The 12,182-nt window shown below is 44.0% G+C and carries 17 protein-coding genes; 13 read left to right on the forward strand and 4 right to left on the reverse strand.

The annotated features are described in order from the left end of the window. The first annotated feature begins 113 nt into the window (after positions 1-113). The 10 genes from DFP79_RS11050 (at position 114) to DFP79_RS11095 (ending at position 7,856) form a co-directional block, all read left to right on the forward strand. Positions 114-518, forward strand: coding sequence for an ATP synthase subunit I (locus tag DFP79_RS11050; RefSeq protein ID WP_133504004.1), 405 nt, complete (start codon positions 114-116; stop codon positions 516-518). 58 nt (positions 519-576) lie between these two features. Further along, positions 577-1,398: a F0F1 ATP synthase subunit A gene (gene atpB, locus DFP79_RS11055; protein WP_133504005.1), complete on the forward strand. Its 822-nt coding sequence runs from the start codon at positions 577-579 to the stop codon at positions 1,396-1,398. 77 nt (positions 1,399-1,475) lie between these two features. After that, positions 1,476-1,733 carry a F0F1 ATP synthase subunit C gene (atpE, locus tag DFP79_RS11060; protein ID WP_009834415.1) on the forward strand — a complete coding sequence of 86 codons (258 nt, stop codon included), beginning with the start codon at positions 1,476-1,478 and terminating at the stop codon, positions 1,731-1,733. Positions 1,734-1,786: 53 nt separating this feature from the next. Beyond that, positions 1,787-2,257 (forward strand): F0F1 ATP synthase subunit B, encoded by a 471-nt coding sequence (locus DFP79_RS11065; protein WP_133504006.1) that lies wholly within the window; start codon positions 1,787-1,789, stop codon positions 2,255-2,257. Between the two features lie 11 nt (positions 2,258-2,268). Beyond that, positions 2,269-2,805, forward strand: a complete 537-nt coding sequence (locus DFP79_RS11070; RefSeq protein ID WP_133504007.1) for a F0F1 ATP synthase subunit delta — start codon at positions 2,269-2,271, stop codon at positions 2,803-2,805. A gap of 30 nt (positions 2,806-2,835) precedes the next feature. Then, on the forward strand, positions 2,836-4,380 hold the full coding sequence (gene atpA / locus DFP79_RS11075) for a F0F1 ATP synthase subunit alpha (RefSeq protein WP_133504008.1): 1,545 nt from the start codon (positions 2,836-2,838) through the stop codon (positions 4,378-4,380). A gap of 78 nt (positions 4,381-4,458) precedes the next feature. Then, entirely contained in the window at positions 4,459-5,319 is an 861-nt protein-coding gene (gene atpG, locus DFP79_RS11080; protein ID WP_133504009.1) for a F0F1 ATP synthase subunit gamma, read from the forward strand. 29 nt (positions 5,320-5,348) lie between these two features. Next, the gene (atpD, locus tag DFP79_RS11085; protein WP_133504010.1) at positions 5,349-6,725 is read left to right on the forward strand and encodes a F0F1 ATP synthase subunit beta; all 1,377 of its coding nucleotides are present in this window, start codon (positions 5,349-5,351) and stop codon (positions 6,723-6,725) included. Positions 6,726-6,784: 59 nt separating this feature from the next. Further along, the gene (locus DFP79_RS11090) at positions 6,785-7,201 is read left to right on the forward strand and encodes a F0F1 ATP synthase subunit epsilon (protein WP_133504011.1); all 417 of its coding nucleotides are present in this window, start codon (positions 6,785-6,787) and stop codon (positions 7,199-7,201) included. 229 nt (positions 7,202-7,430) lie between these two features. Then, complete coding sequence (locus tag DFP79_RS11095; protein WP_133504012.1) at positions 7,431-7,856, forward strand: F0F1 ATP synthase subunit epsilon; 426 nt, start codon at positions 7,431-7,433, stop codon at positions 7,854-7,856. A 26-nt stretch (positions 7,857-7,882) separates the two neighbouring features. Here the strand turns inward: DFP79_RS11095 and DFP79_RS11100 are convergent, their stop codons facing one another. Then, entirely contained in the window at positions 7,883-8,623 is a 741-nt protein-coding gene (locus tag DFP79_RS11100) for a TrmB family transcriptional regulator (protein ID WP_133504013.1), read from the reverse strand. A 110-nt stretch (positions 8,624-8,733) separates the two neighbouring features. Between DFP79_RS11100 and tcdA the strand changes: the two genes are divergently transcribed. After that, positions 8,734-9,516, forward strand: a complete 783-nt coding sequence (tcdA, locus tag DFP79_RS11105) for a tRNA cyclic N6-threonylcarbamoyladenosine(37) synthase TcdA (RefSeq protein ID WP_133504014.1) — start codon at positions 8,734-8,736, stop codon at positions 9,514-9,516. Positions 9,517-9,558: 42 nt separating this feature from the next. Here the strand turns inward: tcdA and DFP79_RS11110 are convergent, their stop codons facing one another. Beyond that, on the reverse strand, positions 9,559-10,281 hold the full coding sequence (locus DFP79_RS11110) for a S24 family peptidase (protein WP_133504015.1): 723 nt from the start codon (positions 10,279-10,281) through the stop codon (positions 9,559-9,561). 152 nt (positions 10,282-10,433) lie between these two features. On the opposite strand from DFP79_RS11110, the gene DFP79_RS11115 reads away from it, so the two are divergent. Then, entirely contained in the window at positions 10,434-10,862 is a 429-nt protein-coding gene (locus tag DFP79_RS11115; RefSeq protein ID WP_133504016.1) for a glycoside hydrolase family protein, read from the forward strand. Positions 10,863-10,928: 66 nt separating this feature from the next. Then, a complete protein-coding gene (locus tag DFP79_RS11120; protein WP_133504017.1) occupies positions 10,929-11,132 on the forward strand; it encodes an NrdR family transcriptional regulator in 204 nt (67 codons plus the stop codon). A 316-nt stretch (positions 11,133-11,448) separates the two neighbouring features. Here the strand turns inward: DFP79_RS11120 and DFP79_RS11125 are convergent, their stop codons facing one another. Beyond that, a complete protein-coding gene (locus DFP79_RS11125; protein WP_133504018.1) occupies positions 11,449-11,691 on the reverse strand; it encodes a hypothetical protein in 243 nt (80 codons plus the stop codon). Between the two features lie 2 nt (positions 11,692-11,693). Beyond that, entirely contained in the window at positions 11,694-12,155 is a 462-nt protein-coding gene (locus DFP79_RS11130) for a hypothetical protein (protein WP_133504019.1), read from the reverse strand. Positions 12,156-12,182: the final 27 nt, after the last annotated feature.

Consider the following 12,182-nt stretch of genomic DNA (forward strand, 5'->3'; position numbering starts at 1 on the left):
GACTTTAAGTTGAACCTCTTGGATTTAACTCATATAATGCGTCGGATTTTGCATTTATGACACTAATTGTGCAAGGCCTGCACTTTGTTAGTGCGAGGCGCGAGGAAATAGAAATGTCAGTACCTAGCCCTCTGTCAGCTACACAATTATTAGTAGCGAAAAAACGAGCGGTGTTTCGATTTTTAGGGGTGCAGATTGCTATTTCTGTCGTTATATCATTAGTGTTTTTGATATTATCAGGCGTTATTGCAAGTTACTCCTTTGTATTGGGAGCAACAGCCTGTATATTGCCAAATATTTATATGGCATGGCGAGTATTTGGCCATGTTGGGACACGACCCGCTAAAGATGTGGTTCGGTCTTTTTACCGAGGGGAAGCTGGTAAATTAGTTATGACAGCAGTAATTCTGTCGCTGGTTTTCCTTTTGGCGAAACCGTTGGCGCATGGGGCGCTTTTTACAGGTTTCGGATTAGCTATTTTGAGCCATTGGCTCAGCCCACTAATGCTTAAGCAATAAAATAATAAGCGTTAGATTGGGTTTCAGGTTTAATCATTGAAAAAGTGTGGATGTAAATATGGCAAGTGAAAATCTCACAGCGTCTAGCTACATTCAGCATCACCTTCAGAATTTGACTTTCGGTCAACATCCTGACGGTTCATGGGGCATTGCTCATGGTGCTGAAGAAGCGGCTGCAATGGGGTTCTGGGCGATTCACCTGGACACTATGTTGTTCTCTATCGGCCTGGGTATCCTATTCCTATGGTTATTCCGTAAAGCGGCGTTGAAAGTGTCTACAGACACTCCTTCAGGTATGCAGAACTTTGTTGAAATGATGGTTGAGTTTGTTGACACCAGTGTCAAAGAAACTTTCCATGGCAAAAACAAAGTGATTGCACCACTGGCTTTGACCATCTTCGTCTGGGTATTCCTGATGAACTTGATGGACTTAGTGCCAGTAGACTTCCTGCCGCATATCGCGTCTATGTTGGGAGTTCCTTACTTCCGTGTTGTACCTACAACAGACCTTAATGCGACTCTTGGTATGTCTCTTTCTGTCTTTATTTTAATTGTTTACTACAGCATTAAAGTAAAAGGCATAAGTGGTTTTGTTGGTGAGCTGACACTGCAACCTTTTGGTAAGTGGATGATTCCATTTAACTTTTTGTTGGAAGGTGTGGGTCTGATTGCTAAACCCGTTTCTCTGGCGCTACGTTTATTTGGTAACTTGTACGCTGGTGAATTGATCTTCATCTTGATCGCGATCTTGCCGTGGGGCATCCAATGGGCGCTTTCTGTGCCATGGGCGATTTTCCATATCTTGGTTATCGTATTGCAAGCATTCATCTTCATGATGCTAACAATCGTGTACCTAAGTATGGCTCACGAAGATCACTAAGATCGCTAGATCAAATTTAAAGTAAAACGATTTATTAAAACCTTGAAATCTAAAAACTGTGAAAATTAGGAGTTAAAATGGAAACTGTAGTTGGTCTTACTGCTATCGCTGTAGCCCTTCTTATCGGTCTAGGTGCCCTAGGTACTGCGATTGGTTTTGGTCTGCTAGGTGGTAAATTCTTGGAAGGTGCTGCTCGTCAGCCTGAAATGGTTCCAATGCTACAAGTGAAAATGTTCATCGTTGCAGGTCTTTTGGACGCAGTAACAATGATCGGTGTTGGTATCGCTTTGTTCTTCACTTTCGCGAACCCATTTGTTGCTCAGGTCGCTGGCTAAGCTTTCGCGTTGATTGCGAAAACGATTATTAACGACTAGAGCGAGGATATAGCGTGAATATTAATCTCACACTTATAGGCCAAGCGATCTCGTTTGCAGTTTTTGTGTGGTTCTGCATGAAGTATGTATGGCCACCAGTGATTGCCGCGCTCGATGAGCGTAGTAAGAAGATTGCAGACGGTTTGGAAGCAGCTAACCGTGCTTCACGTGATTTAGAGCTAGCTCAAGAAAAAGCTACTCAAACATTACGTGAAAGCAAGGAACAAGCGGCCGAGATTATTGAACAAGCCAACAAACGTGCAAACCAAATTGTTGACGAAGCAAAAGAGCAAGCGATCGCCGAAGGGCAACGTTTGCGTGATGCGGCTCAAGCAGAAATTGAACAAGATGTTATGCGTGCTAAAGAAGCATTGCGTGCTCAAGTTTCTGCTCTTGCCCTGACTGGCGCTGAGAAAATTTTGGGTGCGAGTGTTGACGAAAAAGCTCATAGCGAGATAGTTGAACAACTCGCCAAAGAGCTTTAAGCGAGGGTCTAATGGCTGAATTAAAAACAGTCGCGCGACCATACGCCAAAGCAGCTTTTGAAGTGGCTCGTGAAACCGGCCTAGTTGCAGAATGGGCCAATATGCTTAGCGTATTGGCTACTGCAACCGCAGAGTCGAAATTAGCGACAGCACTTCAGAATCCCGCTTTTAGTGCGCAAGAAAAAGCGACTGCTCTTGCGGAAGTGTGTAATGAAGTTATTACTGATCAAGGTAAAGCGTATTTGCTTAGCCTTGCTGAGAATAAGCGTTTATCTCTTATTCCGGTAATTTCTGAATTGTTCGAAGAGTTCAAACTGAACTACGAGAAAGCCGTTGATGTAACTGTTACATCTGCTTTTGAGTTATCAGCAGAACAAGAACAAGCACTTTCATCATCACTGAGCGTCAAACTTGATCGTAAGGTTAATTTGGCAAGTGATGTAGACGCAGCGCTTATTGGTGGCGTGGTTATCCGTACCGGTGATTTAATCATCGACGGTTCAGTACGCGGAAAATTGGCGAAACTGGCCGAGGCGATAAACTCCTAGGATTGCGAAACTAGGGTTGAGGAATTTAGCATGCAGCAACTGAATCCATCTGAGATCAGCGAGATCATTAAGAAGCGCATCGAAACTCTTGATGTGACTTCCGATGCCCAGAATGAGGGCACTATTGTCAGCGTTGCAGACGGTATCGTATTGATTCACGGTCTGGCTGACGTAATGTACGGGGAAATGATTGAATTCCCTGGTGGCGTCTACGGTATGGCATTGAACCTTGAGCGTGACTCAGTCGGTGCCGTAGTACTAGGTGACTACCAAGACCTTGTAGAAGGTCAAAAAGCAAAATGTACTGGTCGTATTCTTGAAGTACCAGTAGGTCCTGAGTTGTTGGGTCGTGTTGTTGATGCACTAGGTAACCCAATCGACGGTAAAGGTCCGGTTAACGCTCAAATGACAGACGCAGTAGAAAAGGTTGCACCTGGTGTAATCGCTCGTCAGGGTGTTGATCAACCAGTACAAACTGGCTACAAAGCAATTGACTCCATGGTGCCAATTGGCCGTGGTCAGCGTGAGTTGATCATCGGTGACCGTCAAATCGGTAAAACCGCATTGGCTATCGACACTATTATTGCTCAGAAAAGCTCTGGCATTAAATGTGTGTACGTTGCGATTGGTCAGAAGCAATCTACTATTGCTAACGTAGTACGTAAGCTTGAAGAAAACGGCGCAATGGAATACACCACTGTTGTTGTTGCTGGTGCCGCTGATCCTGCTTCTATGCAGTTCTTAGCACCATATTCTGGCTGTACTATCGGTGAATACTTCCGTGATCGCGGTGAAGACGCATTGATCGTATACGATGATTTGACTAAACAAGCTTGGGCTTACCGTCAAATTTCATTGTTGCTTCGTCGTCCACCTGGTCGTGAAGCTTACCCTGGTGATGTTTTCTACTTACACTCTCGTCTTCTAGAGCGTGCTTCTCGTGTAAACGTAGAATACGTAGAAAAGTTCACTAACGGTGAAGTTAAAGGTCAAACAGGTTCTTTGACTGCTCTACCTATCATCGAAACTCAAGGCGGTGACGTATCTGCATTCGTACCAACGAACGTAATCTCGATTACTGACGGTCAGATCTTCCTTGAAACGAGCTCTTTCAACGCGGGTATTCGTCCTGCGATGAACGCTGGTATTTCGGTATCTCGTGTAGGTGGTGCAGCACAAACAAAAATCATCAAGAAACTAGGTGGTGGTATTCGTCTAGCATTGGCGCAATACCGTGAATTGGCAGCATTTGCCCAGTTCGCATCTGACCTTGATGAAGCGACTCGTAAGCAACTTGAGCACGGTAAACAAGTCACTGAATTGATGAAACAAGCGCAATTCAGCCCAATGTCCGTAGGTGACATGGGTGTGATTCTTTACGCTGCCAACGAAGGCTACCTTGCGGATGTTGAAACAAGCAAAATTGCTAGCTTTGAAAGTGCTTTCCTAAGCTACATCAACAGCGAACACGCTGAGATGATGGAAGACATTAACAAAACTGGTAAATTTAACGACGAAATTGCAGGCACATTTAAAGCTGCAATTGAGAAGTTTAAAGCGACGCAAACTTGGTAATGATTGGGTGGCTGGCTTGCTAGCCACCTATCATCTCTGCAGTTTGTGAATTAACATTCTCACAGGGGCAGTTCTATTATGGCAGTCGGAAAAGAGATACGCGCTCAGATTGGGAGCATTAACAATACGCGAAAAATCACGCGCGCTATGGAAAAAGTAGCGGCGAGTAAAACGCGTAAAGCTCAGGATCGTATGGCCTCTTCTCGTCCGTATGCGGAACGAATTCGCCAAGTTATTGGCCATTTGGCTAATGCGAATCCAGAGTATAAACACCGTTACCTTACCGAACGTGAGGCGAAGCGTGTTGGTTATATCGTAGTATCTTCTGATCGTGGTTTGTGTGGCGGCTTGAACGTAAACTTGTTCAAAGCGGCACTAAAAGACATAAAGCAGTATGCAGATGCAGGCGTTAGCGTAGATATTTGCGCAATCGGCAGCAAAGCAGTGTCTTTCTTCAAAAACTACGGCGGTAATGTAACAGCAGCAGTTACTGGCTTAGGGGATGCTCCAGAAGCATCGCGTTTGGTTGGTAGTGTGAAAGTTATGTTGGATGCCTTCGACGCAGGTAAGATTGACCGATTGGTTGTCGTGTCTAACAAATTTGTTAACACAATGACTCAAAAACCTGTTGTTGAGCAACTTTTGCCGCTACAAGCAGAAGAAAACGCAGAGTTATCACACCACTGGGATTACTTGTACGAACCCGACGCAGTCGAGATCCTAAACGATCTTTTGGTTCGTTTCATTGAATCTCAGGTATACCAAGCTGTTGTTGAAAATATTGCGTGTGAACAAGCCGCTCGAATGTTGGCTATGAAAAACGCAACCGATAACGCCGGTGATATCATTGGTGAATTGCAGTTGGTGTACAACAAGGCTCGTCAGGCAGCGATTACTCAGGAAATTTCTGAGATAGTCGGCGGCGCGGCAGCGGTTTAAGGTATTTGGTATTTTAAGAGGATCCGAACATGAGTAGCGGACAAATCGTACAGATTATCGGTGCTGTTATCGACGTGGAATTCCCACGTGATAATGTGCCAAAAGTATATGATGCCCTCACAATTGAGGGTAAAGAGTTGGTGTTGGAAGTTCAACAGCAACTTGGTGATGGTATTGTACGTACTATCGCCATGGGTTCTACCGAAGGTATGCGTCGTGGTCTAGCCGTTGATAATACAAATAAAGCTGTTTCTGTACCTGTTGGTACTAAAACGCTTGGTCGTATCATGGACGTTTTAGGTAACCCTATCGATGAGAAAGGCCCAATCGGCGAAGAAGAGCGTTGGTCTATTCACCGTTCTGCTCCTTCTTACGCAGATCAGTCTTCTAGTAACGAACTATTAGAAACGGGTATCAAGGTAATCGACCTTGTTTGTCCTTTCGCGAAAGGTGGTAAAGTTGGTCTGTTCGGTGGTGCCGGTGTAGGTAAAACTGTAAACATGATGGAGCTTATCCGTAACATCGCGATCGAGCACAGCGGTTACTCTGTATTCGCTGGTGTTGGTGAGCGTACTCGTGAGGGTAACGACTTCTACCATGAGATGACTGAATCGAACGTAATCGATAAAGTATCTCTAGTATACGGTCAAATGAACGAGCCACCAGGTAACCGTCTACGTGTTGCTTTGACTGGTTTGACAATGGCTGAGAAGTTCCGTGACGAAGGTCGTGATGTACTTTTCTTCGTAGATAACATCTACCGTTACACGCTTGCGGGAACGGAAGTATCTGCATTGCTAGGTCGTATGCCATCTGCGGTAGGTTACCAGCCAACTCTTGCAGAAGAGATGGGTGTACTACAAGAACGTATTACGTCAACTAAGACGGGTTCTATCACGTCTGTCCAAGCGGTATACGTACCTGCCGATGACTTGACTGACCCATCTCCAGCAACGACGTTCTCTCACTTGGATGCAACGGTTGTATTGTCTCGTGATATCGCTTCTTTGGGTATTTACCCAGCGATTGACCCTCTAGACTCTACATCTCGTCAGCTTGACCCACTTGTAATCGGTCAAGAGCATTACGATGTTGCACGTGGCGTTCAGATAGTTCTTCAGCGTTACAAAGAATTAAAAGACATCATCGCTATTTTGGGTATGGACGAGCTTTCTGAAGAAGATAAGCAAACCGTTAACCGTGCTCGTAAAATTCAGCGTTTCTTGTCTCAGCCTTTCTTCGTAGCAGAAGTATTCACAGGCGCACCTGGTAAGTATGTTTCTTTGAAAGACACAATCCGTGGCTTCCAAGGCATCCTAAACGGTGAGTTTGACGAACTTCCAGAACAAGCGTTCTACATGATTGGTAGCATCGACGAAGCAGTCGAGAAAGCTAAAAACCTTTAATAACACGCGAAACGGGTGAGCCAGTCTCACCTGTTTAGCCTGACTAAGAGAGGCATCTTATGGCTTTCACAGTTCACTGCGATATCGTAAGTGCGGAACAAGAGATTTTCTCTGGCTCTGTAGAGTCTCTTGTCGCTGCAGGTAGCTTTGGTGATTTGGGTATTATGCCTGGTCACGCACCATTGCTAACGTCTTTGCAGCCTGGTCCTGTTCGTGTCGTTAAAGAAAATGGTGAAGAAGAGTTAATCTTCGTATCGGGTGGCTTCCTAGAAGTTCAACCACGTAAGATCACCGTATTGGCTGACACTGCAGTTCGTGCACACGATCTGGATGAAGCTGAAGCGCTTGAAGCGAAAAAGCACGCACAAGATCTGTTAGAACAGCAACACGCAGACATCGACTACGGTCGTGCTACTGCGGAGCTTGCAGAAGCGGTTGCTCGTTTACGTACGATCGATCAGTTACGTTCTAAATAAGACTCTAAACAGTCTTTTAGATTGCTATCTGAATATAAAAAAGCAGCGTTTACGCTGCTTTTTTTGTGCCTGTTTTTTGTTCATATCGCATTTTTATACTCTCACGTCTGATTTTTAACATGACAAAAGTCGTACTTCTAACGTATTGGACTGTACATTGAATACCGGCTAGAGCAACAATAATGACGGTGCTGTGTTCAACAGTGAGTTGCTTTAAAAAGGATGTGATATGACCAATATAATTCAGTGCAGTATTGTGAGCCTTCATGAGACGTTATTTTCGGGGCTTGTACGTTATATCGTTTTAACAGGTGAGTATGGCGAATTAGGAGTGCATGCTGGACACGCTCCTCTTCTTACGACACTTCCGCCAGGCCCTGCAAGGCTTATGAAAGAAAGCGGCGAAGAAGAAGTATTGTTCTTGTCAGGCGGGTTTTTAGAGGTTCAACCTGACCAAGTGATTGTTCTAGCGGATGTTGCTGTAAGAGCGAGCCAGCTGGACGAAGAAGCGGCACTGGAAGCGAAGTTACATGCTGAAAAGGTGTTGGGTGATACCGCTTCAGATATCGATCATAGCAAAGCTATGAAAGAGCTAAACGACGCATTGGCGCGACTGAAAGCCATTCAAGCACTAAAGGTCATTCATCGAACGTAGTGGCCAGTAAACCTCCATAGCGACAACTACAATAACTTCCAAAGTGTATCGAAAATCAGCTTTTGTGCTTTGGCTATATCTTCCGATTCCATTACGACGGCAGATGGGAAGTTGTCGCTCGCCAATGAAATAAAGGCACACTTAGGTGGGTAGATGGCAATATAGCTTGCCTCTATTTTACCGTCGGTCTTGATCCATTTTCGTTCAGACAGCTCTGCGTCTTCACCGCCGTCTCCCAAGGCGATTACTTTCACGTTAATCCCTAATTTCACGCGTTGTTTCGTGTAATTTGGAAACGGCCGATACAGGTATGGGCGAATGGGCTTCGAAGAAAAGACACAATATTCTTTTTCGTCTTGCTTGGATACAACGTTTAAAATATCTCGTAATACCCATTCAATACCGTCGTCGCCTTCATAGTAGCGAACATCGGTGTGATAAAAATGAGGTTGTTGTTGAATCAGCTCGGGAATGATCGTGCTCTTCAAGGAGTCGATGGTTTTGTCGAGCCTTTGGCGCTTTTCTTCAGCTAAACTCAATAAGATGTCAGGACTCTCGGCGGTAAAAAATCGACGCTTTCCTTTCGGGAAGTAACTAACGACCCCTTTTGCCTGAAGCTGCTTCAGTGTTTCATAAGTCGTACCGCGATTGATGCCAGCATGTTCCGCAATGTCTCGAATAGACGCTGGACCAAGTTTAAGAAGGCTTTGATACAGTTTTGTTTCACGAGCAGTCAGGCCAAGTTGTTCTAAAGCGTGTTCAAGCATAAGTTTTATGAACTCATCGTCGTATTATTGTTAAAATGCATCGTCAAAGTGATTCAAAAGCCAAGCGGCTATTCTAACGAAAAAAGTTCAAATCGAGGAGTCTTAATCGCGTGAGTATCGATCCACGTTTCGGCGGTATCAGCCGTCTTTATGGTCAATCCGCCTATGAGTATTTTCAAACTGCCCACGTATGTGTGATTGGTATTGGTGGTGTGGGGTCTTGGGCCGCTGAAGCGCTTGCTCGTTCTGGTATTGGCAAGATTACTTTAATTGATATGGACGATGTGTGTGTCACCAACACGAATCGCCAGATTCATGCGTTGGACGGTAACGTAGGTAAGGCAAAAGTGGATGCCATGAAAGAGCGCATTCAATTAATTAACCCTGTTTGCCAAGTCACTGTTATTGAAGATTTTATAACGCCAGATAACCTGTCTGAGCTTTTGTCTGAGCCGTTTGATTATATTATTGATGCGATAGATAGCATCAAGCCGAAAGCCGCTCTTGTGGCTTGGTGTAGGCGCAAAAAACGTAAAATCATTACCGTAGGAGGAGCTGGTGGTCAGATTGACCCAACGCAAATTCAAGTGGGTGACCTTGCGCGGACAGAACGAGACCCACTCGCAGCGAAGCTAAGAAACTTCCTTCGTCGTCATTACAACTTTTCTCGCAATACCAAAAGACGGTTTGATATTGAGTGTGTTTACTCATTAGAGCAGCTTAAATACCCTCAAACTGACGGTACAGTATGTGAAGCACGTCAAAAAGGGGATACAGAAACTAAGATGAACTGTGATACAGGCTTTGGTGCCAGCACAGCTGTAACTGCTACCTTTGGTTTTGTCGCGACGAGTAGAGTATTAGAGAAGCTGGCTCAAAAAGCGAATTCTTAAAGCTGTCTATATTCACTGCTTTCTTACGCGCTCAGTCATTGCTTATATCCAACTGTGCGCGTGCCAAACCACTGCTCCAATAATCACGAAATCCTCAGGCGGTTGCTTACTGTTGATGATTAAATCGTTATAGGCTTTATTCCGACTAACTAGAACCAAGCTACCATCACCTTGTCTTTGTATTCCTTTGACGAATAAATCCCCGTCTAGGCGTATGGCAAACGGCATGGCTTCTGTTGGCTTTATTCTGCTCGTGTCGATCATGACCATGTCTTTGTCTTTTAGCAAAGGTTCCATCGAGTCTCCCATAACCCGCAATAGCTTAAGGTTATGAGCTTGCAGTCCCTTTTTGATAAGCCAATTAGATGAAAAAGGTAGTGAAGCAATGGCTAAAGGGTGATCGGCAGGATATGCGCCTGTTCCTGCTGATAATTCAATATCAAACTGAGGAATATACACGAGATCTTCATGGTTCTTTGAGGGGGCATAAAGCGAGCTGGAATCGGGTAACGACGGCGCGTTATTGTGTTGCCCAGTAATAAGATAGCCCACATCAATATTGCATTTCTCTGAAACTAGAATTAGGAAATCTTCATTAATTCGCTGCTTCCCGGTTTCGATATCTTGAACTTTAGAGGGTTTAACACCCAAAAAATCCGCCATTTCTCGTCGGGTTAGCCCCTGGTCTTCTCTGAATTTTTTTAACCTATCTTTTGCGCTCATAATTTTTAGGAAATATTCGTTGATGAAAAATGATGTTGTCATTAATATGATAGAGGTATTTGCGGGAAAGTATACGATTAATGCCCTAAGAATACGAGTTGATTGGGATAAAATCCTCAAATTGTCGGGCGAATTCGTCGTATTTGGTGGTTATATTCCTATTTTTAAATCATTTTTATCTGAGGAACTGTCAAATGGAAGAACAAAACGTAATTCACAGAGCAACCGAATTGGTCGCAGAGCATGAAGGGCTGGCTCTAAAGCCGTATCTCTGCCCTGAAGGAAAGCTCACCATTGGCTATGGGCGTAATATTGAAGACAACGGAGTCAGTGCAAAAGAAGCGGCAATTTTGCTGTCATCAGACATAGAAAGTACGCTAGAGCAGCTCGGCTGTTTGGCGTGTTTCCGTTCATTAAATCTAGCCCGTAAGGTCGTGTTAGTGGATATGTGTTTTAACCTGGGTTATCCGCGTTTTACCTTGTTTAAACGCATGATTGCGGCGTTAAATCAACAAAACTACGAGTTGGCCGCGCTGGAAATGATGGACAGCAAATGGGCGCAACAGGTAGGAAAACGAGCGCAACGTTTATCTAAAATTATGAAAACAGGACAATTTTGCTGAGATTTAAGCATTAGCGAGATGGCTAATGAATAATATGATCTTCATGGAAAAGATAAGGAAAGATGTATGTGGTGTCCAAACTGTGAAAGCGAAAAGACACGAGTAGTGGGGACGAATAAATCCTATGTCGTAGAGCGCTATCGAAAATGTAGTGATTGTGGTTACACATTCAGTACTCTGGAATCTCATCGATTTGATCCAAAGTGGTCAAAAAACAGTGAGTTTTCCCAACAAGAAGCGGATCGTATGTCTCAACGACGTATTCGCTAAAAAACACAATAATGAAGCGTTGAGTAGAAAAAAGTAGTGTTGATGTTCATTTTTTAATGGCCGTTAAAAAGTGTACTAACCGCTTTTAAAAAGTAATAAAAAGCGCAATGTAGCGCATTAGATCAAGGTATTGGTAAACTAAAAAACCAGTACCTTAATAAGAACAGGCTCAGTGCCCATACTTTTACGGTTTGAAGTACTGCTAAATAGAGAAGTACAGAAAGAAGTGAAAGTCATAACGTCACACCGAATATCCCATCCCATGTCTTTTTAGTGTGACGCTGTTTCTCTTTTACATAAATACCTACCCAGTGTGTTATTTACCATACTGCCATTCCAAACGATTAATACGTTCATCTTGCTGGCGCACTTTCAACCCCAGATTTTTCAGTGTTTCTTCGCGCTTTATGCGCTCTTTAGTGGTGTTTTGATAGCGCTCCTCCATAACCGCTATCTGTTTACTCAGCTCGGCAACACTGGTGTTTAAGCCGTAAATTGCCGTTACTAACCCCACTGTGGCGGTGGTAAATAGCGCAGTGATGACTTTATTAATGTCCATATTCATCCTTCTTTTTTGTCATCAAATTGGCGTTGTAGATTGTTTGTTTTTTGAAAGTAGCTTTTCAGCATCCCGCGCATGCCATAGATAACAACAACCATACCTATCACAATACTGGTATACCAAGCTGGCATCTTTTCAATGGCGTCAAAACCCTTATGAACATAAGCGTCCATTCCTGGAATAAACGCCAGTACAATGGGTGTCAAAAAGAGCACTAATACCAGCTCGTCTTTCCACGAGGTTTGCATATTCTGCATGGCGATCTTATCTAGGTCGTAACTTTGTTGTTGTCCCTTTCGTGCCATTTCTAATACTGCATTGGCTTTTGCTATGTTGGTCTCGTGAACTAATTTATCCAGTTCAAACGCCTGTTCTAACTTCATTGTCTTTCGTGTTTGCCACTGCTTTAAAGGGTCTCCTACTAAGTTGTTCGCCAATTGGCCTATCCAATTCCACATCATTTATTACCTCTCTTTATTAGTTGCAAC

The sequence above is a fragment of the Marinomonas balearica genome (assembly GCF_004362145.1).
Classification (GTDB): Bacteria; Pseudomonadota; Gammaproteobacteria; order Pseudomonadales; family Marinomonadaceae; genus Marinomonas; species Marinomonas balearica.